The organism is Thioalkalivibrio sp. ALE10 (assembly GCF_000381385.1).
GTDB lineage: Bacteria > Pseudomonadota > Gammaproteobacteria > Ectothiorhodospirales > Ectothiorhodospiraceae > Thioalkalivibrio.
Genome location: NZ_KB906452.1, coordinates 301373 through 328323, shown reverse-complemented (window position 1 = coordinate 328323; position 26951 = coordinate 301373). Strand labels below are relative to the sequence as shown.

General features: G+C 69.8%; 20 protein-coding genes. 16 read left to right on the top strand and 4 right to left on the bottom strand.

The window, feature by feature from the left end; translation table 11 throughout:
* Nucleotides 1–205: 205 nt before the first annotated feature.
* The 3 genes from F788_RS0107980 to F788_RS0107970 are packed head-to-tail and all read right to left on the bottom strand — an operon-like array spanning nucleotide 206 to nucleotide 3026.
* The gene (locus F788_RS0107980; protein WP_019589827.1) at nucleotides 206–1594 is read right to left on the bottom strand and encodes an NAD(P)(+) transhydrogenase (Re/Si-specific) subunit beta; all 1389 of its coding nucleotides are present in this window, start codon (nucleotides 1592–1594) and stop codon (nucleotides 206–208) included.
* Nucleotides 1591–1899: an NAD(P) transhydrogenase subunit alpha gene (locus F788_RS0107975; protein ID WP_019589826.1), complete on the bottom strand. Its 309-nt coding sequence runs from the start codon at nucleotides 1897–1899 to the stop codon at nucleotides 1591–1593. Before F788_RS0107975 ends, F788_RS0107980 begins: the two co-directional genes overlap by 4 nt.
* A complete protein-coding gene (locus F788_RS0107970) occupies nucleotides 1896–3026 on the bottom strand; it encodes an NAD(P) transhydrogenase subunit alpha (protein WP_019589825.1) in 1131 nt (376 codons plus the stop codon). Before F788_RS0107970 ends, F788_RS0107975 begins: the two co-directional genes overlap by 4 nt.
* 349 nt (nucleotides 3027–3375) lie before the next feature.
* Between F788_RS0107970 and F788_RS0107965 the strand changes: the two genes are divergently transcribed.
* The 16 genes from F788_RS0107965 to F788_RS0107890 all read left to right on the top strand — a co-directional run bounded on the left by F788_RS0107965 (nucleotide 3376) and on the right by F788_RS0107890 (nucleotide 26761).
* Nucleotides 3376–3972 (top strand): HNH endonuclease, encoded by a 597-nt coding sequence (locus F788_RS0107965; protein ID WP_019021709.1) that lies wholly within the window; start codon nucleotides 3376–3378, stop codon nucleotides 3970–3972.
* A gap of 72 nt (nucleotides 3973–4044) precedes the next feature.
* Nucleotides 4045–5139 (top strand): ferrochelatase, encoded by a 1095-nt coding sequence (gene hemH / locus F788_RS0107960; protein WP_019570473.1) that lies wholly within the window; start codon nucleotides 4045–4047, stop codon nucleotides 5137–5139.
* Between the two features lie 48 nt (nucleotides 5140–5187).
* On the top strand, nucleotides 5188–5946 hold the full coding sequence (locus tag F788_RS0107955) for a molybdopterin-binding protein (RefSeq protein ID WP_019589823.1): 759 nt from the start codon (nucleotides 5188–5190) through the stop codon (nucleotides 5944–5946).
* Between the two features lie 91 nt (nucleotides 5947–6037).
* The gene (locus F788_RS0107950) at nucleotides 6038–7939 is read left to right on the top strand and encodes a diguanylate cyclase (RefSeq protein ID WP_019589822.1); all 1902 of its coding nucleotides are present in this window, start codon (nucleotides 6038–6040) and stop codon (nucleotides 7937–7939) included.
* A 227-nt stretch (nucleotides 7940–8166) separates the two neighbouring features.
* Entirely contained in the window at nucleotides 8167–8856 is a 690-nt protein-coding gene (locus F788_RS0107945; RefSeq protein ID WP_019589821.1) for a 2OG-Fe(II) oxygenase, read from the top strand.
* Between the two features lie 74 nt (nucleotides 8857–8930).
* Nucleotides 8931–12491: an exodeoxyribonuclease V subunit gamma gene (gene recC, locus F788_RS0107940; RefSeq protein ID WP_019589820.1), complete on the top strand. Its 3561-nt coding sequence runs from the start codon at nucleotides 8931–8933 to the stop codon at nucleotides 12489–12491.
* Complete coding sequence (recB, locus tag F788_RS0107935; protein WP_019589819.1) at nucleotides 12488–16276, top strand: exodeoxyribonuclease V subunit beta; 3789 nt, start codon at nucleotides 12488–12490, stop codon at nucleotides 16274–16276. Before recC ends, recB begins: the two co-directional genes overlap by 4 nt.
* On the top strand, nucleotides 16273–18336 hold the full coding sequence (gene recD, locus F788_RS0107930; RefSeq protein ID WP_019589818.1) for an exodeoxyribonuclease V subunit alpha: 2064 nt from the start codon (nucleotides 16273–16275) through the stop codon (nucleotides 18334–18336). Before recB ends, recD begins: the two co-directional genes overlap by 4 nt.
* 61 nt (nucleotides 18337–18397) lie before the next feature.
* Nucleotides 18398–18817, top strand: coding sequence for a nucleotidyltransferase substrate binding protein (locus F788_RS0107925; RefSeq protein WP_019589817.1), 420 nt, complete (start codon nucleotides 18398–18400; stop codon nucleotides 18815–18817).
* Nucleotides 18814–19152, top strand: a complete 339-nt coding sequence (locus F788_RS0107920) for a nucleotidyltransferase family protein (RefSeq protein WP_019589816.1) — start codon at nucleotides 18814–18816, stop codon at nucleotides 19150–19152. The genes F788_RS0107925 and F788_RS0107920 overlap by 4 nt, the downstream gene beginning before the upstream one ends.
* A gap of 124 nt (nucleotides 19153–19276) precedes the next feature.
* Nucleotides 19277–19696, top strand: a complete 420-nt coding sequence (locus F788_RS0107915; RefSeq protein WP_019589815.1) for a hypothetical protein — start codon at nucleotides 19277–19279, stop codon at nucleotides 19694–19696.
* A gap of 172 nt (nucleotides 19697–19868) precedes the next feature.
* A complete protein-coding gene (locus F788_RS0107910; RefSeq protein WP_051080617.1) occupies nucleotides 19869–22004 on the top strand; it encodes an adenosylcobalamin-dependent ribonucleoside-diphosphate reductase in 2136 nt (711 codons plus the stop codon).
* Between the two features lie 19 nt (nucleotides 22005–22023).
* A complete protein-coding gene (locus F788_RS0107905; protein WP_019589813.1) occupies nucleotides 22024–22725 on the top strand; it encodes a hypothetical protein in 702 nt (233 codons plus the stop codon).
* 163 nt (nucleotides 22726–22888) lie between these two features.
* On the top strand, nucleotides 22889–23134 hold the full coding sequence (locus tag F788_RS0107900) for a DUF6290 family protein (RefSeq protein WP_026300806.1): 246 nt from the start codon (nucleotides 22889–22891) through the stop codon (nucleotides 23132–23134).
* A complete protein-coding gene (locus tag F788_RS0107895; protein ID WP_019021722.1) occupies nucleotides 23118–23384 on the top strand; it encodes a type II toxin-antitoxin system RelE/ParE family toxin in 267 nt (88 codons plus the stop codon). Before F788_RS0107900 ends, F788_RS0107895 begins: the two co-directional genes overlap by 17 nt.
* A 68-nt stretch (nucleotides 23385–23452) precedes the next feature.
* Nucleotides 23453–26761 (top strand): DEAD/DEAH box helicase, encoded by a 3309-nt coding sequence (locus F788_RS0107890; protein WP_231372038.1) that lies wholly within the window; start codon nucleotides 23453–23455, stop codon nucleotides 26759–26761.
* On the opposite strand, the gene F788_RS0107885 is transcribed toward F788_RS0107890, so the two are convergent.
* Nucleotides 26749–26937: a hypothetical protein gene (locus F788_RS0107885; protein ID WP_019592875.1), complete on the bottom strand. Its 189-nt coding sequence runs from the start codon at nucleotides 26935–26937 to the stop codon at nucleotides 26749–26751. The genes F788_RS0107890 and F788_RS0107885 overlap by 13 nt on opposite strands.
* Between the last annotated feature and the right edge of the window lie 14 nt (nucleotides 26938–26951).

Here is a 26951-nt window from a genome sequence, read left to right as displayed (position 1 = left end):
ATCGAGATTATGTAAGCTCGTTTGAGCGCACGTTGCTGCAAGTGCGCCATGGTCGCCGGGCGAGCGCGGGACCTGTAGGGGTTGTGTACAAGTTGCGGGCCGCGCACGGCGTGCCGGCACAAAAAACCCGGCCACAGGGGCCGGGTCTCCGGGTCCGTCCGGGGCGTCCCGGAGGGGCGGCGATGCCGCCCTCCGGCCGCGAGCTTCAGCCGAGCGCCTTGACGCTGGCCACCAGCTCCGCGGCGACCTTCTGGCCGTCGCCGTACAGCATGCGGTTGTTCTCGGCATAGAACAGGTGGTTCTCGATGCCGGAGAAACCGGAACCGCGGCCGCGCTTGACGCAGATAACGTTCTGCGCCTCGTCGGCGTTGAGGATGGGCATGCCGTAGATCGGCGAATCGGGGTTGGTCCGGGCGACCGGATTCACCACGTCGTTCGCCCCGATCACCATCGCGACATCGGCGGTCTTGAACTCGTCGTTGATCTCGTCGAGGTCATAGATGATGTCGTACGGCACGCCGGCCTCGGCCAGCAGCACGTTCATGTGCCCGGGCATGCGGCCGGCCACCGGGTGGATCGCGAACTTCACGTCCACGCCGCGCTTCTGCAGCAGCTCGGTCAGCTCCCAGATCTTGTGCTGGGCCTGGGCGACGGCCATGCCGTAGCCGGGCACGATGATCACCTTGCTGGAGTAGGCCATCATGATCCCGGCGTCGTTGGCCTGGATCTCCTTCATCGTGCCTTCGATCTCCTCTTCCGCGGCGGCGGAACCACCACCAAACTGACTGAAGAGGATGTTCTTCAGCGGCCGGTTCATGGCCTGGGCCATCAGCTGCGTCAGCAGCGAGCCGGCGGCACCGACCACGATACCCGCGATCATCAGGGCCGGGTTGTCCAGCACGATGCCCTTGAAGCCGACGGCCAGGCCGGTCAGGGCGTTGTACAGCGAGATGACCACCGGCATGTCGGCGCCGCCGATCGGCAGGGTCATCAGTACGCCGAAGGCCAGTGACAGAACGAAGAAGACCAGTAGCGTGCCGCCGCCAATTTCGCCATCACTCACGGACATCATGAACCCGAGGATCACCACCAGGGCGATGATCACCAGGTTCAGCAGCTGCTGCCCGGGGAAGTTCAGGGTCTTCTTCATCAGGCCCTGCAGCTTAGCGTAGGCCACCAGCGAGCCGGAGAAGGCCACCGAGCCGATCACCGAGCCGATCACTGCGATGGCGAGGCCGGTGGTGGTGACCGTTTCAGGCGTGGCCTTCAACAGGTAGATCGCGCCGATGCCGGCCGCGGCGCCGCCGCCCATGCCGTTGTACAGCGCGATCATCTGCGGCATGTCGGTCATCTGGACCTTCTTGCCGCTCCACCAGGCCAGCGCGCCGCCGATCGCGATCCCGAGGACGATCAGGGTGTAGTTCAAGCCGCCGGAGATCTCCGGATGGGCGAAGGTGACGACCGTGGCCAGCACCATGCCGACCCCGGCCCAGATGATGCCGGGCCGTGCGGTGGTCGGCGACGACATCTGCTTCAGGCCGACGATGAACAGCACCGCCGCCACGAAGTAGGCGAGGTTGATGATCAGACTCATGCCTTGTCTCCCTTGTCGTCCTTGCTGGACTTGAACATCTCCAGCATGCGTTCGGTGACCACGTAGCCGCCGGCCGCGTTACCCGCGGCCAGGATCACGGCGACAAAGCCGATCGCCAGCTCCAGCGCGGTGTCGGCTTGGCCCAGCGCGACCATGGTCCCGACCAGGACGATCCCGTGGACGAAGTTGGAACCGGACATCAGCGGGGTATGCAGGATGACCGGCACCTTGGAGATCACCTCGAAGCCCGTGAAGGCCGCGAGCATGAAGATATACAGCGCTACGAAACCTGAGATCTCGATCATGAGGAAGCTCCCTGGATGGCATCACGGGTGGCGGCATGCACGATCTCGCCGTCACGCGTGAGCACGCTCTGGGCGATGACCTCGTCTTCCCAGTCGGGCTGGAATTCGCCCTCGGGAAGCATCGGGGTCAGGAAATTCAGCAGGTTCTTGGCATACATCTCGGAGGCATGCAGCGGAACCTGCGACGGCACGTTCAGCGGGCCGTGGATGATTACGCCGTGCTGGGTGATGGTCTCGCCGGGCTGCGTCAGCACGCAGTTGCCACCGCCTTCCGAGGCCAGGTCCACGATCACCGCGCCGGATTTCATGCCCTTGACCATGTCTTCGGGCACCAGCTTCGGGGACTCGCGGCCCGGGATCGCCGCGGTGGTGATCAGCACGTCGGCCTGCGCGATGAATTCGCCCAGCGCATCCTGCTGCTGCTTCTTTTCCTCGGCGGTCAGTTCGCGGGCGTAGCCGCCCTCGCCCTCGGCGGATACGCCCAGGTCGAGGAACTTGGCGCCCAGTGATTCCACCTGCTCCTTGGTCGCCGAGCGCACGTCGTAGGCCTCGACGATCGCGCCCAGGCGCCTGGCCGTGGCGATCGCCTGCAGCCCGGCCACGCCGGCGCCGATCACGATCACCCTGGCCGGGCGGATGGTGCCGGCCGCGGTGGTCAGCATCGGGAAGAACCGGCAGGCCAGGTCGGCGCCCTGGATGGCGCCCTTGTAACCGACCACGGCCGCCTGTGAGGACAGCGCGTCCATGCTCTGCGCGCGCGAGATGCGCGGAATCAGCTCCATCGCAAAGCTCTGGATGCGCCGCTCCTGCATGGCCCGGACGACGTCGGGATGACGGTGGGCGTGGAACAGCCCCACCAGCGTCGAGCCTTCCGGCAGTCGGTTGACCTCATCGACCGTGGGCGGCGCCACGCGGACCATGATGTCCGACTGTGAATAGGCGGCCTCGGTGTCCAGCAGGGTGGCGCCCTCGTAGGCCGAATCGGGGAAACCGGCGGCTTCGCCGGCGCCCTTCTCGACCTGAACGGTTACGCCCAGCTGGCCGAATTTGCCGGTGACCAGCGGATCCAGTGCGACACGGCGTTCGCCGCTGGCACTCTCCTTGGGTACGGTTAGTCTGATTGCCATGCGCTTTCTCCCCGGGCCGTGCGTTCCCGCAATCCCGATGGCCCCAATGGCAAAGGGAGGCACGACCGCGCTCGCGGGTGGTGGAAAAACCGGATGCCGCGGGGCCGAAAGCGCCCCGCAGCGAAAAACGAGCCCATGAGTGTAGCGGAATCGCCGTCGCGCATAAACCGGAGTCCGGGCCGGAGTATGGCGACGGGACGATTCATGTGGATGAAATTGTATTGCGCGCCGACGCCGTTTATTGTGCGTATACGTGCCGAGGAAGCACCGGTTTGTTCACGGGCGCGGGGGTCGCCGGAACCGTGAGCCGCGTGAGGAAATCCGTGTTTCCTTGAGGGTGGGCGAGGTCATGTTACCGACCGAGCATCAGGTCCTGCGCACGGATGCCTCCGGGATGCCGCTGGAATGGATCGGCCTGGAACAGGCCGTGCGGCTTTATTACTGCGAGCAGGTGGCCTACGCCTGCGGCCGACCGCTTTATCGCGTGCGCGGCGGCATCAACGCGCGTTCCGGCCGCCAGTCCTCGGTGGAGGTCAACTCCATCATCGCCACCCACGGTACCCGCGCCCGCCAGGGCGATAACTACGTCCCCCCGCTCAACAATCCCACCCTGTTCCGGCGCGACGCCCACCTGTGTCTCTACTGCGGCCGCCATTTCCCCGCCCGCGAGCTGTCGCGCGATCATGTGACCCCGGTCAGCCAGCAGGGGCAGGACATGTGGAAGAACGTGGTCACCGCCTGCAAGCGCTGCAACAACCACAAGGCCGACCGCACACCGGAACAGGCCGGCATGCAGCTGCTGGCGATCCCGTTCACGCCCACGCATGCCGAGTACATCTACCTGAAGGGACGCCGGGTGCTGGCGGACCAGATGGAATTCCTGCAGGCCCATTTCCCGCGGACCAGCCCGCTGCGGGGACGTCTCGAGGGCGACGCGCTATCCTGATGCGTTCCGGTCGAACCTTTGACGGTGGCCGGGACTCCCATGAATCGCCGGATCCAGCCATTAAGGAACGTCATGAAGTACTTCGGAGAGTCGGATTACCGCCACGGCCAGGCGCGCGACGCCGGCGTGCTGCTCACCAACCTGGGGACCCCCGATGAACCCACCGCGCCGGCACTGCGGCGCTACCTCAAGCAGTTCCTGTGGGATCCCCGCGTGGTCGAGGTGCCGCGGCCGATCTGGTGGCTGATCCTCAACGGGATCATCCTCAACGTGCGTCCGCGGCGCAGCGCGGCGAAATACGCCACCGTGTGGACCGACGAAGGTTCGCCGCTGCTGGCCATCGGCCGACGCCAGACGGCGGGGGTGCGCGCGCGCCTGGCGGAGCAGACCGGCGAGGACGTGCCGGTGGCGCTGGGCATGCGTTACGGCAACCCGTCGATCGAGGAAGGGCTGGACGAGCTGCGGCGCCAGGGCGTGCGGCGGGTCGTGGTGCTGCCGCTGTATCCGCAGTATTCCGGTTCAACCACGGGCTCGACCTTTGACGCCGTGGCGGAGGTGCTGAAGGGCTGGCGCTGGGTGCCGGATCTGCAGTTCGTCGCCAGCTACGACGCCGAGGATGGCTACATCCGGGCGCTGGCGAACAGCGTGCGCGAACACTGGGAGGAGCACGGCCAGCCCGAACGGCTGGTGATGTCCTTCCATGGCGTGCCGAAGCGCTATCTGCTCAATGGCGACCCCTATCACTGCCTGTGCCATGCCACCGGGCACAAGCTGGCGCAGGCCCTGGGGCTCGAGGACGACCAGTGGCAGGTCACCTTCCAGTCACGTTTCGGCCGCGAGGAGTGGCTGCAGCCCTACACCGACAAGACCATGGAGGCGCTCCCGGGCCAGGGCGTGCGTTCGGTGGACGTGATCTGCCCCGGCTTTTCCGCCGACTGCCTGGAGACCCTGGAGGAGATCGCCGACGAGAACCGCGAGATCTTTCTCGAGGCCGGCGGCGAGCGTTTCCATTACATCCCCGCGCTCAACGATCGCGACGACCATCTGCAGTTCCTGGCCGAACTCGCCGGGCGGCATCTGGCGCCGTGGCTGGGGGATCCGGACAATAGCCCCGAGCAGCGGGCGGCGGCCCGCGAACGCGCCCTGGCGCTGGGCGCGGAGAACTGAACGGACCGGTGCCGCCACCGGCATGACAGCAGGGGAGAGCAGGGCGGGATGGAGCCCCACGACGGACGCAACATCGAGATTGGCGCGGTCATCATCGGCGACGAGATCCTCAGCGGAAAGCGGCGCGACCGCCACCAGGCCAATCTGACCGCCGCGCTGGCGGAAAAGGGCCTGGAGCTGGCGTGGCTGCGCATCGTCGGGGATGATCCCGTGCGCCTGACACGGACCTTCCGCGAGACCGCAGATACCGGGGCCGACGTGTTCAGCTTCGGGGGCATCGGCGCGACCCCGGATGACCGTACCCGGGCCTGCCTGGCCGAGGCCCTCGGGCTGTCATTGCGGCCCCATCCCGAATTCATCGAGCTGCTGGAGCGGCGCTTCGGCGCCGAGGCCCGGCCGCATCGCGTGCGCATGGCCGACCTGCCGGAAGGGGCCGAACTGATCCCCAACCCGGTCAACGGCATCCCGGGCTTCTCCTGCGCCCGCCATCACTGCGTGCCCGGTTTCCCCGACATGGCCGAGCCGATGATCCGCTGGGTCCTGGACCAGCGCTTCCCGGGCCGCGATGCCTCCGCCGGCTCGGTGGAGGAGGGCCTGACGCTGGAGGGCGTGACCGAGAGCCGCCTGGTCCCGGTGCTGGAGGCCATGGAAGCGGCCTTCCCCGACCTGCGCATCTCCTGCCTGCCGCGCATGCGCGACGGGGCCCCGCAGGTGGAGCTGGGGCTGCGGGGGCCCGCGCCGCGCGTGACCGAGGCCCGCGCTGCCCTGCGGCGCCATCTGGTGGACGGCGGCTTCCTCGAGCACTGAGTTCGTCCGCCCGGACCGGTCCGCCGCCGGCAGGATGGGACGGTCGCGCCAAAATGCGCTAACTTGGGCCCCGAAATCAGGGGACCTGCCGATGAAGAACCTTTATCACGCCTGGCTGTCGGGGATCCGCAGCCGTCTCATTCTGCTCACCCTCCTCTCCATGATTCCGGTTGCCCTGGTGATCATCCACTCCGCCGTGGAGGCGCGGGAGATCAATTCCCGTCAGGCGGCCGAGAACCTCGCCACCCTGGCCGCAGTGATCCGGGAGCGGGTGGAAGCGGGACACGAGGACCCGCTGGGGGCCGTGGAGCACCTGACCGCGATGGACCGCGCCGCCGTGCGCACGCCCGTCGCCACGCTCTGGGACCCGGAAGGCCGGGTGCTCGCGCGTGCCCCCGACACCGCCGGGCCGGCCGGAGGCGACTCGGCCGAGGCGGACCTGCTGCGTGAAGTGCGGACGCAGGGCGGCCATGCCGGAACCCTGGAGAGCGCGGGTCTGGACGGCGTGACTCGTGGCTACGCCTACACCGTCTTCGGCCGCGATGATGAGCGCCGGATCGTGACCGTCGGCCTGTCCACCGACGTGCTGTTTTCCGAAGTGGATGCGCTGTTCCAGCGCACACTGCTGCTTCTGGGCGCCGTGTTTCTGTTTGCGCTGGGCATCGCCTGGCTGCTCGGCGAGGTGGCCGTGCGACGTCCGGTTGGGCGGCTGGCCGGTGCCGCGCGGCAGATCTCGGACGGGCGGCTGAACGTGCGGGTGGGGGATATCCACGGGGCCAGCGAGCTGACCACGCTGGCGGGGGCCTTCGACCGCATGGTGGAGAACCTGGAGCAATACGAGCAGGAACAGGAGGCCACCCAGCAGAAGCTCAGCCGGGCCCGGGACGAGCTGGAGGAGAAGGTGCGCGAGCGCACCGACCAGCTGGCGCGCGCCAGTGACGCGGCGACCGAGCGCGCCGCCAGCCTCGAGCGCCAGCGCAAGGAAATGACCGTCCTCAACGAGCTGACCGATCTGCTGCAATCCTGCCGCACCCTCGATGAAACCCGTGCGATTATTCAGCGCTCCCTGGGCGAGCTGTTCGCCGGGCTGTCCGGCACGGTCTATCTGTTCAGCGAAGACGGGCACTCGCTGGAGCGCATCACCGGCTGGGGCGAGTATCACGAGGAACACCCCGACACCTTTGCGCCGGACGACTGCTGGGCCCTGCGGCTCGGCCGGACCTGGGTCTATGATCCGGAGGCCCGCAACCCCGCCTGCCGACATGACGGCAATTCGGAGATCGACTCCATCTGCGCCCCCATGCATGCCGAAGGCAAGACGCTGGGGGTCCTGCACGTGGCGGGCGGGACGCACGGGGCTTCCCCGGGCGAAAGCGCGGGTGAAAACGAACGCCTGGTGGACGCCACCGCGGCGCGTCTGGGGCTGGCGCTGTCCAACATCCGCCTGCGCGAGGCCCTGCGCAACCTGACCATCCGTGATCCGCTGACCGGCCTGTACAACCGGCGTTTCGTCGACGAGACGCTCGACCCCGAAGTGGAGCGCTGCCGGCGGGCCGAACGGCCGCTGTCGGTGCTGATGCTGGATGTCGACCACTTCAAGCAGTTCAACGATACCTACGGCCACGATGCAGGGGACGTGGTGCTGGTGGCGGTCGCCCATCTGCTGCAGAAGCTGTTCACCGGGGCCGAGCTGCCCTGCCGGCTGGGCGGGGAGGAATTCCTGGTCATCCTGCCCGAGGCGGACGGCGACCATGCCCTGGCCCGCGCCGAAGAACTGCGCGAGGCCATCGCCGAACTCGCCCTGTTCCACCAGGGGCGGAGCCTGGGCACCGTCACCACCTCCGTCGGCGTCGCCACCTGGCCGGCACCCGTGAGCGAACCCGCCGCCCTGATCGACGCCGCGGATGCCGCCCTGTACGAGGCGAAGGACGCCGGGCGCAACCGTGTCATGCTCGTGGGTGATGCGACCGCGGGCGCCGGCGCGGGCGGGTGATTCGCGGCCGGAGGGCGGATGCTTTGCGGGAGGGCGGGAACGGGTTATATTCGAAGTGATGCCCGCCGCGCCCCGGTTGGCGGGCCCGCAAGAGAATCCGCCCGTTCATGAAAGCACGTCCCGCCGATATCGGCACCCCTATCGGCACCCCGGACATCGCGATACCCCCTGCCGCCCTGGTCCCGGCGGTGCACCGATTATCCGGCGCGGTCGCCGGGCCCCGTCCCGTGCCGCCGGACGGCATCCGGGAGGAATCCCTCGCCGCAGCATCGCTGGCGGATGACGGCTGGCTCGACACGCTTGCACGTGACGGGCGGGCGGTGTTTCCCGGGTTTCTCGAGGGCCGCCTGACCGATGCCCTGCGCCAGGAGGTGTACGCCCTGCGCAATGCCGCACGCCTGCGCTCCGCACGGGTGGGGCGGGGTCGCGAGCGCCGCCACGATGCCGCCGAACGCGGTGACCGCATCCACTGGCTGGAAGGCGCGACGCCGGCCCAGCGGGAACTGCTGGAGCGTCTGGATCAGGTGCGTCGGGTCGCCGCTCGCGGGCTGATCCCGGGGCTGTTCGAGACCGAGGCACACTTCGCGCTGTATCCGCCCGGCACGGGTTACGCTCGCCACGTGGACGCCTTTCGCGAGGGTAACCGCCGGCGGCTGTCGCTGGTGCTCTATCTCAACCGCCACTGGCGCGCCCGTGACGGTGGTGAGCTGGCGTTCTACACGCCGCAGGGCGAGGGCGACGAAGCCCGCGAACTGGAACGCGTGCGCCCCGAGGCCGGCACCCTCGCGATCTTCCTCAGCCAGAGCATGCCCCACGCCGTGCTCCCCACCCGCCGCTGGCGTGCCAGCATCGCCTGCTGGATGGGTCTGCGCGACATCGCGAACCCGCTGGACAGCCTGGATCGCAGGCTGCCGTAAGCCCCCTCGCTGGACACCCCGGCGGGCTTTTGCGACGGTAGCCGGCACGACGACGGACAGCGGCAGGAGCGGGCGTGGAGGCAAGCGAGGAACTGCAGCCAGGGATGGTGGTGCTGCACGGCAACCGCCTGGAGTCGCTGCGCTCGCTGGTGGTCGAGTGGGTGCGGCGGGCGCCGCCGGCGCCGCTGGAGAACGAGACCGTGCTGGTGCAGAGCAACGGCATGGCGCAATGGCTGCGGCACGCGCTGGCGGCCGATCCGGACGCGGACCCGCCCGGCTGCGGGATCGCCGCGGCGCTGGACATGCAGCTCCCCTCGCGCTTCATCTGGTCCGCCTATCGCGCGGTGCTGGGTTCCGAGGCGGTGCCGCTGGAATCCCCGTTCGCCAAGCGTCCGCTGCTGTGGCGGCTGATGCGCCTGCTGCCGGCGCTGCTGCAGCGCCCGGCCTTTGCCCCGCTGGCCGAATTCCTGCGTGACGACGGCCCGGAAGCGGGCGGCGACCTGCGCAAGCGTTACCAGCTGGCCGAGCGTCTGGCCGATCTGTTCGACCAGTATCAGGTATACCGGGCCGACTGGCTGGCGGACTGGGCCGACGGCCGTGACGTGCTGCGCGGGGCGCGCGGCGAGGAGCCCGAACTGGCCCCGGAACAGCGCTGGCAGGCCGAGCTGTGGCGGGCCCTGCTGGACGACGTGGGCGACGAACAGGCGTGGGTCAGCCGCTCCGCGGTGCACGAGCGCTACATGCGGGCGGTGGCGGATCTCGAGCAGCGACCCGCCGGGGTGCCAAGGCGGCTGATCGTGTTCGGCATCTCCTCCATGCCGGGGCAGATCCTGGAGGCGCTGGAGGGGCTGGCGGGCGTGTGTCAGATCCTGGTCTGCGTGCACAACCCCTGCGAGCACTACTGGGCCGACATCGTGGCCGACCGCGACCTGCTGCGCGCCCGCCGCCGGCGCCAGGCGCGGCGCCCGGACATGCCCGAGGTGCTGGACGAGACCACGCTGCACAGCCACGCCAATCCGCTGCTGGCCGCCTGGGGGCGCCAGGGGCGCGACTACATCGCCTTGCTGGATGAACACGATGAGCCGGCCGCCCGCAACCGCGTGCTGGAGGGGCTGGACTGGGAGCGCATCGACTTCTTCGAGCCGCACGGCGAGGCCCGCCTGCTGCACCAGCTGCAGGAGGACATCCGCACGCTGCGCCCGCTCGGCGAGACCCGCGAGGCCTGGCCGCCGGTGGACCCGGCGGACGCCTCGGTACGCTTCCATGTCGCGCACAGCCCGCTGCGCGAGGTGGAGATCCTGCATGATCGCCTGCTGGCACTGTTCGATGCCGATCCCGACCTGCGCCCGCGCGACGTGATCGTGATGGTGCCGGACATCAACGTGTACGCCCCGTACATCGACGCGGTGTTCGGCCAGCGCGGGCCCGACGAGCCCGGGCACATCCCCTATACCCTGGCCGATCAGGGGCCGCGCGGGCGCGACCCGGTCCTGATCGCGCTGGAACGCCTGCTGGCCCTGCCCGAGAGCCGCATGGGCGTGAGCGAGGTGCTGGACCTGCTGGACGTGCCCGCGGTGCGGCGGCGCTTCGGTCTGGGCGAGGACGATCTGGCGGCCCTGCACCGCTGGGCCGAGGCCGCCGGCGTGCGCTGGGGACTGGATGCCCGCCAGCGCGCCGGCCTGGGCCTGCCCGGGGGTCTGGAGCAGAACACCTGGCGCTTTGGCCTGCGGCGCATGCTGCTGGGCTACGCGGTGGGCGACGGCGAGGCCTGGCAGGCCATCGAACCGTTTGCCGAGAGCGGCGGACTGGCGGCCACGCTGCTGGGGCCGCTGGACCACCTGATCGAGACGCTGTCCGGGGCCTGGGAGGCCCTGCGCCGCGCGCAGAGCCCGGAGGACTGGGCCACCTGCCTGCACGGCCTGCTGCAGGACTTCTTCCTGGGCGATGAAGAGGACGAGCTGCTGAGCCTGCGGCGGCTGGAGGATGCCCTGGAGCAGTGGCGCGAGGACTGTGACGCGGCCGGCCTGACCGAGGCCCTGCCGCTGACCGTGGTGCGCGAGCAGTGGCTGGCGAGCCAGGAGGAGGCCGGGGTGGGGCAGCGCTTCCTCGCCGGGGCGGTGAACTTCGGCACCCTGATGCCGATGCGCGCGATCCCGTTCCGGGCGGTCTGCCTGCTGGGGATGAACGATGGCGACTACCCCCGGCGCCCGACGCCGGTCGACTTCGACCTGATGACCCGCGACTACCGCCCCGGCGACCGTTCGCGGCGCGAGGACGACCGCTACCTGTTCCTCGAGGCCCTGCTGTCCGCCCGCGACCATCTGCATGTCAGCTGGGTGGGGCGCAGCGTACGCGACAACGAACCGCGTCCGCCGTCGGTGCTGGTGGCCCAGCTGCGCGACCATCTGGCGGCCGGCTGGCAGCCCGCGGGCGAGGCGCCCCTGCTGGAGCAGCTGACCATCGAACACCCGCTGCAGCCCTTCGCGCCGGTCAACTTCCCCGCGGAGGATCCGGATCCGGCGTCCGCGCCGGCGCGGCATTTCACCTATGCCGCCGAATGGGAGGCGGTGCACGCCGCCCCGGCGGCGGGCGCTGCGCCAGCGGACGCGCCGACGGAGGACGAAACCCTGCCACCCCCGGCACCGGAGGCGGAGGACGCCGTGCTCGGGCCGGAGACCCTGGTGTGGCTGTTGAAGGACCCGGTCGAGGTGTTCTTCGCCCAGCGTCTGGGCGTGCATTTCGATGAGGACCCGGGCGCGACCGAGGACCTGGAGCCGTTCGGCGTGGCGGGGCTGGAGGGCTGGCAGCTGCGCCAGCGGCTGGTGGCCACGGCCCTGGAGGACGGCGAGATCGGGGCGGACGAGGACGCGCAGGCCTGGCTGCAGCGGCGCCGTCCGACCCTGGAGGCGGAATCCCGTCGCCTGCTGCGCGCCGGGCACCTGCCGCTGGGGGCGGCCGGCGAGCTGCAGCGCACGGAACTGATCGGGGACGCCGAACGACTCCTGGAACGCATCGCCGAACCTTTGCAGGCCTTCCCGCGGCGGGCCCCGGCGCTGCCGGCGGTGCGCGTGGCGGCGGCCGGCTGGCAGCTGGAGGCCCTGCCGGCCGCGCTGCGGATCCCGCCGGAGGGCGCTCCGCAGGAGGCGGCCCTGCAGCTGGAATCCACGGTCAGCCGGCTGAAGGACAAGAAGGCCTGGCGCATCGACAAGCTGACGGGCGCCTGGGTGCGTCACCTGGTCGCCTGCGCCGCGCGCGCCGATGTCGAGACCCGGCTGGTGGGCCTGGATACCGAGTGCCGTTTCGTGGCCCTCGACCGGGCCACCGCCCGCGCGCATCTGGAGACCCTGCTGGAAGGCTGGGCCGCCGCGCTGGAACGCCCGCTGCCGCTGGCGGCCGCGGTGGCCGGGGCCTGGCTGCGGGCCGAGGATGAAGACCGGGATGCGCACGCGGCCGCGCTGCGCGTGCTGGAAGGGGACGGCTACCACGAGGCCGGCGAACTGGCCCGGCGCCCGGCGCTGGCGCGCGCCTGGCCGGATCCGCAGGCCTTGCTGGCGGATCCGGCGATGGCGCACTGGAGCACGCGCCTGTATCGCCCACTGTTCGACAGCCTGAGCACCGGGGAGGAGACGGCATGATCCACGCGCCCGGGACGGACACCTGTGAGGACGTGCGCGAGCTGGATCCGCTGGCGTTGCCCCTGCACGGCTCGCGGCTGATCGAGGCCAGCGCCGGTACCGGCAAGACCTACACCATCGCCGCGCTGTACCTGCGTCTGGTGCTGGGACACGGCCCGCTGCCCGAGAGCTGCGGGGCGCTGACACCGCCGCAGATCCTGGTGATGACCTTCACCGAGGCGGCGACCCAGGAACTGCGCGAGCGCATCCGCGACGGCCTGGCCACCGCCGCGCGGGTGTTCCGTGCCGAGGTGCCGGAGCAGGTCGCCGGCGCCGAACCCGTCCACCTCGATCTGCGCGCGCAGTGGCCGGACCCGGACGAACGCGCGGGCGCGGCGCGGCGTCTGGAGGTGGCCGCCGAGTGGATGGACGAATCCGCGGTGTCCACCATCCACTCCTGGTGCCAGCGGGTGCTGCGCGAACACGCCTTCGCCTCCGGCAGCCCGTTCCGTCAGGAGCTGGCGGCCGACCAGCGCGAACTGCTGGCCGAGGCGGCGCGGGACTTCTGGCGCAGTTTCATGTATCCGCAGAGCGTCGATGCCCTGCTTTTGCTGCGCGGGGCCTGGGGTGCCAACCCCGAGGCCCTGCTGGGCAAGGTGCGCGCGCTGCTGGGGCGGGTGGAACCGCTGCCGTCGGCCACCGAGGCGCTGACCACCCCGGACGGGCTGAACGCCTGGCTGGGCGATCGCCTGCAGCGGCTGGCGGCGATGAAGCAGCGCTGGAACGAAGACCGCGAGGCCGTGGAGGCGCAGTTCCGCCAGCTGCATCGTGACGTGCTCAACGGGAAAAAGTACCAGAAGCCCGACCAGCTGCTGGAGGCGATGCGCGAATGGGCGGACACCCCGGGGCTGCTGCAGCCGCGCATCGGCGGCAGCACTCCGCTGCTGGAGCGCATGAGCGCGGCCGGCATGGCGCAGGAGGGGTTTTGCAAGAAGGGCCAGTCCCTGCCCGCCGACCTGCATCCGGCGTTCATCGCGCTGAACGACCACGCCGAGGTCTGTGCCGACGAGAGCGAGCGCCTGCTCAAGGCCGCCGCGGCCGCGATCGACCGGCGTTTTCGCCGTGCCCAGCAGCAGCGCGCGCAGATCGGCTTCAACGACCTGCTCACCCGCCTGCGCGACGCCCTGTACGGTCCCGACGGCGAGGCCCTGGCGCGTACCCTGCGCGAGCGCTTCCCGGTGGCCCTGATCGACGAGTTCCAGGACACCGATCCGGACCAGTACCGGATCTTCGACAAGGTGTACCGCATCGAGGAGAACCCGGACGTCACCGGGCTGCTGCTGATCGGGGACCCCAAGCAGGCGATCTACCGCTTCCGCGGGGCCGACATCCACAGCTACCTGCGTGCTCGCCACGCCACCGCCGGGCGGCATTACACCCTGCCGAAGAATTTCCGCTCGGTGGAATCCCTGGTGGCCGGCGTCAACCACCTGTTCGCTCGTGCCGAGGCCTGGCCCGACGGCGCGTTCGGCTTCGGAGGCGGGGAACTGCCGTTCCATCGGGTCACCGCCCACGGCCGCTCCGAGACCCTGACGGAACATGGCACCGCGCTGCCCGCGCTGACCCTGTGGCAGGCCGGCGGCGACGAGCCGGTGGGCATCCGCGACTGGCGGGCGAGTGCCGCGGCGGCCTGTGCCAGCCGCATGGTGGAGCTGCTGAACGGCGGCGAGGAGGGTCACACCGGCTTCGTCGAGGGCGGGGACGCGGGCGAGGCCCGCTTCCGCCGCCTGCGCCCGCGCGACATGGCCGTGCTGGTGCGCGATCGCAAGGAGGCCGCCGAGATCGAACGCGCGCTGCGCGAGCGGGGCGTGCGCAGCGTGTACCTCTCGGGCGGGGATTCGGTCTACACCACCGCCGAGGCCGGGGATCTGCTGCGCTGGCTGCGGGCCTGTGCCGAGCCCACCAGCGAGCGGCTGCTGCGCGCGGCCCTGGCGACGCCGACCCTGGGACTGCCGCTGGCGGAGCTGCACCGGCTGACCGTGGACGAGCTGCGCTGGGAGGCGCGGGTGGAGCAGTTCCGCGCCTATCGCCGGCTGTGGCAGGCGCGCGGGGTGCTGCCGATGCTGCGCGCCCTGTTGCACGATTTCGACGTGCCGCGCGCCCTGCTGGCGGACGAGGGCGGCGAGCGCGCGCTGACCAACCTGTTGCATCTGAGCGAGCTGCTCCAGGAGGCGGATGCCGAGCTGGATGGCGAGCAGGCGCTGATCCGCCACCTGGCCGAGCATCGCGATGCGGATTTCGCGCCCGGCGACGAGCAGATCCTGCGCCTGGAGAGCGACGAGGACCTGGTCAAGGTGGTCACCCTGCACAAGTCCAAGGGGCTGGAGTACCCGCTGGTGTTCCTGCCGTTCGTCTGCGGTTTCCGCGAGGTGACCAGCAAGGACGTGCCGTTCCTGGACCGCTCGCCGGGCGCGGCCCCGCAGTGGCGTTTCCACATGGACGACGCGGCGAAGGAACGCCAGCAGCGCGAGCAGCGCGCCGAGGATCTGCGTCTGCTGTACGTGGGCATGACCCGCGCCCGCCACGCCTGCTGGATGGCGATCGCGCCCGTGCGCCACGGCAACCGCAAGGATAGCGATCTGCACCGCACGGCCGTCGGCTACCTGCTGTTCGGCCCGGAGGGCGTGGAGCCGCCGGCGCTGGCCGCGCGCATGGAGGAACTGCGCGACGACGAAGGCCATGTGCGGGTGGAGCCGCTGCCGCCGCCGGCGGCCGAACGCTGCCGCGCGGGCGAGGCCGCGCCGGCCACCGGGCCCGCGCGGGTCCCGCGGCGCCGGGTGCGCGAGCCCTGGTGGGTGGCCAGCTACAGCGCCATCGCACGGCGCGAGGAGCCGGGCCCGGACGACAGTGCCGCGCTCGCCGATGCCGGCCCCGATGCCCCGGATACCGCCGAGGAGGACATCCTGCGCGAGGATGCCGGTGGGCGTGACCTCGACGCGGACAGCGATCGTGAGTCCGGGGCGGTGACCACGGCCCCGGCCGGCGGGCACCACGATTTCCCGCACGGCCCGGAGCCCGGCACCTTCCTGCACGGGCTGCTGGAATGGGCCGGCGAACAGGGCTTTGCGCGGGTGGCCGGCGATCGCGCGCGTCTGCACGCCGAGGTCGCGCGGCGCTGTGGTGCCCGCGGCTGGGACGACTGGGTGCCGGTGCTGGAGGGCTGGCTGCACGACCTGCTGGCGGCCGAGTTCCCGCTGGACGGCACTGGGGGGTTCTCGCTGGCGGGGCTGGACAGCTATCAGGCCGAGCTCGAGTTCCTGTTCGAGACCCGCTGGCTGCACAGCGACACCCTGGATGCGGCGGTGCGCCGTGATGTCCTGCCCGGGGAGGCGCGCCCGCCGGCCGGGCGCAAGTGGATCAACGGGATGCTCAAGGGCTTCGTCGATCTGGTGTTCCGGCACGGGGAGCGTTATTACGTGGCCGACTACAAGTCCAACCGCCTGGGTGCCGGGCCGGAGGCCTACACCACGGCGCAGCTGAACGCGGCGGTGCTGGATCACCGCTACGACCTGCAGCTGGTGCTTTATACCCTGGCGCTGCACCGCCTGCTGAAGGCCCGCCTGCCCGGCTACGACTTCGACACGCACATGGGCGGCGGGGTCTACCTGTTCCTGCGCGGGGTGGATGCGCCGGGGCGGGGCGTGTTCCATCAGCGCCCGCCGCGCGAGCTGATCGAGTGGCTGGACCGCGCCTTCGCCGAAGGTCCGGATCGCCCGGCGGTGCGCTCCACGGAGGCCGGGGCATGACTGCGGCCATCGCGACCCGGCCGGACGCCGCCGGGGTGCTCGCGCGGCTGGCCGAATGGGAACAGGCCGGCTGGCTGCGCGGCGTGGACCGCGCGCTGGTGCGCCTGCTGCACGAGGAACTCCCGGAGCTGGATCCGCTGGCCCTGCTGCTGGCGGCGCTGGCCAGTCATCAGGCCGGGCGCGGGCATGTGTGTCTCGATCTGGACGCGCTGCTGGAGGCCCCCGACCGCACCCTGGCGCTGCCGCCCGAGGGCGAGGCGGCCACCGCGGTGCTGCCCTCCGAGGCCCTGCGCGGAACCACCCGGGCGGAACTGGATCAGGCGCTGGCGGACGCGCGGCTGTGCGCCGACGACGCGCCGGGCGCCAGCCCGCTGGTGCGTGCCCGGGGCCAGCTCTATCTGCGTCGCTACTGGGAGGCCGAGCGCCGGGTGGGCGAGGCGGTGCGCGCGCGGCTGGAAGACGCCCCCGGCTGGCGCGAGGCCCTGGATCCCGCCCGCACCCGGCAATGGCTGGACCGGCTGTTCCCCGCCGCGGCACCGGGGGACGGCCCGGACTGGCAGCGCATTGCCTGTGCCCTGGCCGCCGGCAGCGGCTTCGGCGTGATCACCGGCGGTCCCGGCACCGGCAAGACCACCACCGTGCTGCGCCTGCTGGCGCTGCTGCAGGGCCTGCAGGGCGACGGCGAGGCTTTGCGCATCCGTCTGGCCGCGCCCACCGGCAAGGCCGCCGCGCGGCTCAATGCGTCGGTGGGCGGGGCGCTGGACCGCCTGAACCTCGAGGCCCTGCCGGACGGCGAGCGCCTGCGCAGCCGCATCCCCGCCGGGGTGGTGACCCTGCATCGGCTGCTGGGGGCGCGTCCGGGGGCGCGCGGTTTTCGCCACGACGCGGCGAACCCGCTGCCGGTGGACGTGCTGGTGGTGGACGAGGCGTCGATGATCGATCTGGAACTGATGGCCGCGCTGGTGGAGGCGGTGCCGCGCCACGCGCGCCTGATCCTGCTGGGCGATCGCGACCAGCTGGCCTCGGTGGAGGCCGGCGCGGTGATGGGTGAACTCTGTGCCCGCGCATCCGACGGCCATTACACCCCGGAGACCGTGGCCTGGCTGAAGGCACATGCCGGCGCGGAGATCCCGGCCGCGCTGCAGGACGGCGCCGGCCAGCCACTGGACCAGCACGTGGTGATGCTGCGCCACAGCCATCGTTTCGATGCCGACAGCGGCATCGGTCAGCTGGCCACCGCGGTCAACGTGGGCCGGGCCGGGGAGGTGCGTCTGCCCACGCCCGATGGCGCGGTGGATCGGCTGACCCTGGAGGCCGGCGACGGGCGTGGCTGGCTGGCGCGGGTGCTGGACGGCGACCCGCAGCGCGAGGCCGCCGGGTATCGCCATTACCTCGAGGCCCTCGCGCGGCTGCGGCCGGCCGGCGGCGCCGCGCGCGGTGCATGGGAGGACTGGGCGCGCGAGGTGCTGCAGGCGCACGGGCATTTCCAGCTGCTGTGCGCGGTGCGTCGCGGCCCCCGGGGGCTGGAGCAGCTGAACCGCCGCATCGCCGCGGCCCTGCGGGAGCGGGGGCTGCTGGCGGGCGAGGGCACATGGGTCGAGGGGCGGCCGGTGATCGTCACCCGCAACGACTACGCCCTGGGCCTGATCAACGGCGACATCGGCATCGCGCTGGCCGTGCCGCGCTGGCTGGCCGCGGGCGCGGACGGGCCGCAGGACGACGAAGCCTCCTCCGGGCCGGAGTCGCGGGTGCTGCGGGTCGCCTTCCTCGCCACCGACGGTCGGGTGCGCTGGATCCCGCCCAACCGCCTGGAGGGCGTGGAGTCCGCCTTCGCCCTGACCGTGCACAAGGCGCAGGGCTCCGAGTTCGACCACGTGGCCCTGATCCTGCCGGACACCGACAGCCCGATCCTGACCCGCGAGCTGGTCTACACCGCCATCACCCGCGCCAGCCGCCGTTTCACCCTGCTGGAACCTCGCCCCGGCCGCCTCGAAACCGCCGCGGGCCGCCGCATCCGCCGCGGCGGCGGCCTGCACCGCTGGCTCGAGGGCAGCCTATGACGGTGAATGCCGTGATGGGCGAGACGAGATAGAGTGTGACCCGACGCGAAAGGAGGTCGTAATGGCGGATCTGGATGTGCGCTGGAAACAGCGCCTGGCGAATTTCCGGCGGGCCCTGGCACAGCTGGAGAGTGCCGTGCGTCTGGCGCAGCAGCGCGAGCTGTCGGATCTGGAACGCCAGGGGTTGATCCAGGCCTTCGAGTTCAATCATGAGCTGGCCTGGAACGTGATGAAGGATTATTTCGCCTGGCAGGGCAACACCGCGATCACGGGCTCGCGCGACGCGATCCGGGAGGCGTTTGCGAAGGGGCTCGTCGAAGATGGCGAAGGCTGGATGGAGATGATCCGCAGCCGGAATCTGACGGCCCATGCCTACAACGAGCAGGTGGCCCGCGAGATTGCCGAGCAGGTGGTGTGGCGCTATCACGCGCTGTTCGATGCGTTCGCGAGGCGCATGGGCGAGCTGGAAGGGCAGGCATGACGGCAGCGGCCAGTGCCACGAAGTTCGGGTTGCCGGCCGATGTCGTCACGCGCCTGTGCGCGGTGTTCGCCGGCTGGCCGGAGATTACCGGCGTGTGGTTGTACGGCTCGCGCGCGAAGGGGACCTGGCGCAAGGCCTCGGATATCGATCTGTGTTTGCAGGCGGATAGTCTCGGTGTGCGCGACCTCCTCCGGATCGAGGGCGAGATCGATGATCTGTTGTTGCCGTGGAAGGTGGATCTGTCGCTCTGGCATCAGATCGAGGAAGAAGACCTGCGCGGCCACATCCGCCGGGTGGCGGTGGAGCTGTGTCCTTCGGACATCCCCGCCGGGTGAAGCTGTCCGCACATCGCCCGGGCATCGGGGTGGATAACCCCTCGGCGGGCGCGGCCGCCGTGGAAATCTCCCGGGGTGTCTCGTACCCTCCGGGCTCGTTCGCCCATCCCGATCCGGAGACACCGTGGCCGATATCCTGAATCCCTACGCCGACGATCAGCCCGAGTCGAAATACATCGTCCTGCGCGCCCGCAGTGGCCAGGAGGTCTCCGCCAACTTCACCCTGCAGGACCGGCGGGGGCGCCAGAGCGCGGCGGAGTACCTGTTCCACCTCTACTCCACCATCAAGGAAAAGGTGGGCGAGCCGACCCTGGACACCGCCGCACCCTCGCCGGACGACCAGGACGCCATGCAGCGATTGATCCTCTACACGGCCGGTGCCCACGACACCATGTTCGGCACCTTCAATGGCTCTGCGGAAATACCCGAGGAGGAGCGAAACGAGTTCGTGGAGCTCTTCCTGCTGGCCTGCGCCACGGTCATCGAGGGCAAGCGGATCACCATCGACCTCCAGCGGGGCGTGATCAGCGCGCAGGGGGACTGAACGCAGCGGCCGGGACGGTTCCGGGCCGCTTGCACAAGGACGAACCTGCCACTGTTGCATTCCAGGAGCTCCAGCAGCCACCGGCGGCGGCCATGTTGCGGCGCCGGACACGGGCGCCCATGATGGAACACGGGGGGCGCCCCCCGCAGTGGATGCATGGTGGCAGGTCAGCATGGGCAAGGGCCGACAATCGCAAGGCAGTGTCCGGTTCCCGGGAGACACGTCGCCCGACGTGCCGCTGCAGCCCTCGTCGGCTTCGATCTGGGCCGAGCGTTACCAGCTGCACAATGCGGATGACGAGCCGGTGGACGCCTCGGTGGAGGCGATGTTCGACCGCGTGGCCCGTGCCCTGGCCGGGGTGGAGGCGCCGGAGAAACGCGCCGAGGTCGAGCGCGAGTTCCGCTGGGCGCTGGCGCATGGCGCCGTGCCGGCCGGGCGCATCCTCGCCAATGCCGGCGCTGAAGATCGCCAGTCGCGCACCACGCTGATCAACTGCACCGTCTCGCGCACGATCCACGACTCCCTGCAGGCCATCCTCGATGCCAATACCGCCGCCGGCCTGACACTGAAGGCAGGAGCGGGCATCGGTTACGACTTCAGCACCCTGCGGCCGAAGGGGGCGCCGGTGGCCGGGCTGGGGGCTCCGACCAACGGGCCGGTGGCGTTCATGCAGATCTTCGACCAGACCTGCAAGACCATCGGGGCGGCCGGCGGGCGCCGCGGGGCGCAGATGGCGACGCTGGACATCGGACACCCGGACATCGAGCGCTTCATCCTGGCCAAGCGCCGCAAGGGACGGCTGACCCAGTTCAATCTCTCGGTGCTGGTGCGCGACGCCTTCCTCGAGGCGGTCGAGCGCGACGACGAATGGATCCTGGCCTTCCCGCTGCTGCCCGTGGAGCAGGAGCGGGTGGCCGCATCCGACATCGTCTATCGCGACTGGCCGGTGATCGAGGATGATTACCGTATCGACGAACGGGGTCGGGTCGCCTGCCGCATCTACCGCCGCGTGCGCGCCCGCGAGCTGTGGCAGACCCTGATGCGCAGCACCTACGACGTCGGCGAGCCCGGCGTCATCCTGATCGATCAGGTGAACCGCCAGAACAACGCCTGGTTCGACGAGGTGATCCGCGCGACCAACCCCTGCGGCGAGGAGCCGCTGCCGCCGGACGGGGCCTGTCTGCTGGGGTCGGTGAACCTGACGCGGTTCGTCTCCGCGCCGTTTACCGACTCCGCCGCGTTCGACTGGGAACGCTTCGAGCGCGTGGTGGGCGTGTTCACGCGCATGCTCGACAACGTCGCGGATATCTCCGGGCTGCCGCTCGAGGCGCAGCGCGCGGAGATGCTGCGCAAGCGACGCCACGGCATGGGCATCCTCGGGCTCGGTTCGGCCCTGGCGATGCTGGGCGAGACCTACGGCTCCGAGTCGGCCGCCGCCTTCACCTCGGAAGTCTGTCGACGGCTCGCGCTTGAGAGCTGGCGCGCCGGGCTGGCGCTGGCGCGGGAGAAGGGGCCGGCGCCGGTCATGGACGAGGATTTCACGCTGACTGCGGACATGCTCCGGCGTCAGCCGGCGCTGGCCGAGGCCGGCTACCGCGTCGGGGACGTGCTGAAGGGGCGCGAACTGCACGCCCGCTTCAGCGAATACATGCAGCGCATCGCCGGGGAGGACCCGGAGCTGGTCGACGCGCTGGCGGAGGAGGGCGCGCGCTTTACCCACGCCACCTCGATCGCACCCACCGGGACCATCAGTTTTTCGGTGGCCAACAACGCCAGCAACGGGATCGAGCCGACCTTCCTCCACCACACCACGCGCAACATCCGCCGCCCCGGACGGCGTACCCGCGAGGCCGTCGACTGCTACTCGTACGAGCTGCTCGCCTATCGCGCCCTGGTTGATGCCGAGGCGGGGCCGGGGGATCTCCCCGCCAGCGCCATCACCGCCGACCGGATCGGTGTGGACGCCAACATCCGTATGCAGGCGGCCGCGCAGCCGTGGGTGGATTCAGCCATCTCCAGGACGCTCAATGTCCCGAGCGATATCCCGTTCGAGGCGTTCCAGGAAGTCTACCTGCAGGCCTGGCGTGCGGGGCTCAAGGGGTGCACCACCTACCGGCCCAATCCGCAGGCGCAGATGGGCGTGCTGATGGACCCCGAGCGCCTGCGCAGCACCTGGTATACCTTTACGCTCGCAGACGGGCAGGAGGTGACCCTGCGGGGCGACGAAGAGGTGGAATACCAAGGCCAGGTCCACACCGCCGCCAACCTTTATGCCGCGCTGGACGAGGGCTACTACGACGACCTGTAACGGCGTTGCGGAGAAAACCATGCACCGGATCGATCAGCCCATCATCGCGTTTCGCCGCTCGGATATTCCGCAGGGCGAGTCGGCGCCGGCTGGCGACGACGACCCGGTCGGCAAGCGCATCCCGTCGCGCCCCGAGGGCGAGCTCGAGTCGGTCACCGAGAAAGTCCGCTACTGGACCCAGGAAGGGCCGCAGACGGTCTACCTGGTGGTCAGCTTCGTGGCCGTTTCCGGCACGGTGGGCGGCGAGACGGTGACCATCGAGCGCCCGATCGAGTTCTTCCTGCCCACCGGCCAGCACTCCGAGTCCTGCCAGTGGATCTCCGCCACCATGCGCAGCCTGTCGCTGGCGGCCCGTGGTGGCTACGCCGCCCGCGCCCTGCGCGACCTGCGCAAGGTGACCTGGGATCGCGGTCCGGTGCGTTGCGGCACCAACGAATACGGCAAGCCCCTGTACCACCCCTCCGAGGTCGCTGCCATCGCCCACGCCCTGCAGCGTATCCTCCAGCGCCGCGGCTTCCTCGACCCGGAGGGCCACCCCCGCCCGCTGCGCGAGCTTGCCGCCCTCTACCGAGACGGATCCCCGGGGGCCACCGGCGCACACCGGGCGGAACCGTCCCTGCCAGTGCCCTCCGGGATGGGCCCGTGTCCGCAGTGCGGCGGCGAACGGGTCCTCATCGACGGCTGCCTCACCTGCCGCGACTGTGGTTACTCGAAGTGCTAGGGAAATACTTCGGCGTTTGCCCGGGTGCGCCTGGTTCCGTGGGGGCAGGTCCGGAAAGTCAGGGGTATCGCAAGCTGACCGTAGGGTCCGGCTGCCGGGGCAGTTCCATGGTGCGATCGGGGAATGTATATTGGTATGCACGCATCCCGAAGGAGTATGGGCCATGGGCATACGCACAGAAGATACTCGGCAAACGGCCGTTCGGCTCCCGAAAGAGACGTATGCACGCTTGAAAGTGCTGGCCGAAAAGACGGGGCGCACGACCACTTATTACATCCGCGAGGCCATCGAGGAACACCTGGAGGATCTGGAGGACATCTATCTCGCCGAGCAGACGCTGGAACGTGTCCGAAGCGGGGAGGAAGAGGTGATCGGCTCCGAGGAGTTCTGGCGTGACGTGGAGGATTGAGTACGCACGTTCCGCTCAAAAGGAGGTGCAGAAACTCGATCAGCAGGCGCGAAAGCGCATCCGCCATTATCTGGAACGGCGTGTCGCCCACATGCACGACCCGAGAACGCTCGGCAAGCCCCTCAAGGGGCGGTTTTCCGAGCTATGGCGCTATCGGGTCGGCGATTACCGGGTGGTCTGCGAGCTGCGCGACGAGTTGCTTGTCGTGCTGGTGGTGCGGATTGGTCATCGGAGAGAGGTTTACGACTGACCCGGGCTTCCACCCGTGAATGTCATGCGCCTGACTGCCATCACCATCGGTTCTGGCGGAGTTCATCAATGTCTACGTTTGGGGACAGTGTGCGGGAACTGGCGAGCCAGTTCGATTCGGGCAGCTTTCGGCGCGGTGTCGAATATTTCGAGTCGGGGCGGGTGCAGCTGCGGTCCGTGGAAGAGACCGGATCGGACGAGGTGCATCTGTACGGCCGGTGCCGCGGCAGCGGCCGGCGTATGTACGATCAGCACGTCATGGTTTTGTTTGATGAGGGGCCGCGCGTCGTGGGGCACTGTGACTGCCCCGTTGGCTTCAACTGCAAGCACGTGGTCGCGGCCGTGCTGGCCTGGCGCGCACAGGAAGAACGGTGGTCGGCGGGCGCCGCGGGGGAGGATTTCGGGACGTGGCTGGCGCGCGGTTCGCAGGCAGAACCGGCTCCGGCGCCCGCTTCCGGGGAGCAGCTGCAGTATGTGCTGCAGCCCCATCCACTGGATTCAGGGCAGCTGGACGTGTCGCTGGTGGTTTCGCGTCGGCGCAAGGACGGGAAATGGGGAGTCGGGCGTCGGGTCAAGGCGCAGTCGCTGGCGATGCCGGTGGGTGGCCGTTCGAGCTGGGCGTCGGCGGACGATCAGGAGATCGGCCGGTTGTTGATGGCGTGCGCGTGGGACTTGTGGGATGAGCCGAAACCCCGGGGGCGCGCCGGTGCGACGGCCCTGCTGGCGATACTGGAGACGGGGCGCTGCTATTGGGGCGAGGATCGGCAGGGGCCGTTGCAGCCGGGGCCCGTGCGGGATCTGGAGCTGGAGTGGGTCGCGCAGGGGGACTGGTATTTCCTGCGCGTGGCCAGTCCGGAGCTGGAGATGTTCCCCGACCTGGACCCGCCGGTGTATGTGGATCCGGCATCGGAGCAGGCGGGTGTGCTGCAATTGCCGCCGGGGCTGGATCGGGAGCATCTGGCCAATCTGGAGTCCGCGCCGCCGGTGCCGGCCGATTCGGCCGCTGCGGTGAGCCGGCGCCTGGTGCTGCAGGATGCGGGCCTGCCCACGCCCGTTCCGGTAGCGGTGGAGGAATGCACGCTGGCGCCGGTTCCGCGGCTGGTACTGCTGTTTGATTCGGGCCGCCCGGAGTCGGCCGCAGCGGGGCTGGGCTTCCGTTATGACGATGCCGTCCTGGAGCCCGGAGATGAATCGACGGTTCCGGTGCTGGAGGAGGAAGACCGGGTCTTGCGTATCGCGCGGGATGCGGAGGAGGAGGCTGCGGCGCGGGCCACGCTGGAGGCTTCGGGGCTGCTGCAGTCCGTTGAGGGGCGGCCGGGGCATTTCCGCCTGGCGGGGGATGATCCCGCAGACGGGCTGTTGTCGTCGGCGGCCGTGCGGCGGTGGTTCGAGTTTCAGGAGCAGGTGCTGCCGGGGCTGCGCGAGCGGGGATGGGAGATCGTTGAAGGGACGGAAGAGCTGCCGACGCTGGAGCATGCGGACCGGATCGGGGCCGAGGTGGAGCCCTCCGGCATGGACTGGTTCGACCTGCGTTTTGACCTGGAGGTCGACGGGCGATCGGTCCCGCTGCTGCCGCTGCTGACGGATCTGCTGGAAGAATACACGCCCGATGACGAGTTGCCGGAGACGCTCTATCTGGATACCGGCGGGGGCCATTACGTGGCGGTGCCGGGAGACCGGCTGCGTCCGGTGCTGCAGACGGTGTTCGAGCTGTTCGACCGGGAGGTGGACGACGCCGGCGAGCGGCTCGCGCTGTCGCGGCTGGATGCGCCGCGCCTGCTGGAGATGGGAGACACCCCGGTCCGCGGTGGCGGTGTCGAGGCGCTGTACCGTCTGGCACAGCGCCTGAAGGATTTCGAGGGCATTCGGTCGGTGGATCTGCCGTCGGGTTTTCACGGGGAGCTGCGCGGTTACCAGCAGCAGGGCCTGAACTGGATGCAGTTCCTGCGCGAGTATGACCTGTCCGGCGTGCTGGCCGACGACATGGGTCTGGGCAAGACGGTACAGACCCTGGCGCACCTGACGGCGGAGAAGGAAGCCGGCCGCATGGACCGGCCCAGCCTGATCATTGCGCCCACCAGCCTGATGAGCAACTGGCAGCGCGAGGCGGAGCAGTTTGCGCCGCAGCTGAAGGTGCTGGTGCTGCAGGGGCCGCAGCGCAAGCAGTACTTCGAGCGGCTGACCGAGTTCGATCTGGTGCTGAGCACCTATCCCTTGCTGGCACGGGATCATCCGGTGGTGGAGGCGCAGCCGTGGCACTGCCTGATTCTGGACGAGGCGCAGCAGATCAAGAACCCGCGGGCGCGGGCCTCGCAGGTGGTGCGCAGCCTGGAGGCGCGGCATCGGCTGTGTCTGACGGGGACGCCCATGGAAAACCACCTGGGCGAACTGTGGGCGCAGTTCGATTTTCTGCTGCCGGGGTTTCTGGGGGATCAGAAACGTTTTCGTCAGCAGTACCGCAAGCCGATCGAGGAGGAGGGCGATCAGGAGCGCATGGGTCGGCTCGGTCGCCGCGTGGCTCCGTTTATGCTGCGCCGCACCAAGGACCGGGTGGCCGAAGAACTGCCGCCCCGCACGGAGCTGCTGCGGACGACGCGCATGGGGAGCCGGCAGGGAACCCTGTACGAGAGCATCCGTCTGACGATGGAGAAGAAAGTTCGCGATGCGGTGGCCCGCAAGGGGCTGGCGCGCAGTCACATTACCATCCTCGATGCCCTGCTGAAGCTGCGGCAGGTGTGCTGCGACCCGCGACTGGTGCAGAGCGGCGGGCACGATACCCGGGGTATCCCTTCGGCCAAGCTGGAGCTGCTGCTGGAGATCCTGCCGGAACTCCTGGATGAAGGGCGCCGGATCCTGCTGTTTTCGCAGTTCACCCGGATGCTGGGTCTGATCCAGCACGCGCTGGAGGAACGCGGAATCGCCTACAGCAAGCTGACCGGGCAGACGCGCAAGCGCGATGAGGCGATCGAGCGTTTCCGCTCCGGGCAGGCCAGTGTGTTCCTGGTGAGCCTCAAGGCGGGCGGGGTAGGGCTCAATCTCACCGAGGCGGATACGGTCATCCACTACGATCCCTGGTGGAATCCCGCGGTGGAGGCTCAGGCGACGGACCGCGCGCACCGCATCGGTCAGGACAAACCGGTGTTCGTGTACAAGCTGGTGACCGAAGGAACGGTGGAGGAGAAGATCCTGAGCCTGCAGGAGCGCAAGCAGCATCTGGCCGACCACGTGTATGGCCGCAAGGGGCAGGATGACGACCAGCCACCGCTGGACGCGGAAACCCTGCAGGAGCTGCTCACGGGCGACAGAGCACCCGTTTCGAGAAGGGCCCCGGGCTTGCCCCGGGGCGCGGGGTTGTCAGGACCCGGTCATTGCTGGTGATCGTCCGGGTCACGGTTGGGTGTGCCCGGAGCACTCTGATGCGGCTTGTCCCGCGAGCCGGATTCCCGGGGCTGGTGCTGCCGCCGGGATCGGTTGTTCCCTCCGCCGCCGGCAAACATGCGGTAGAGCCGCATCAGACGGCGCATGCGCAGCAGGGTGAAGATCAGTCGCATCATGGTTTCGTACCTCC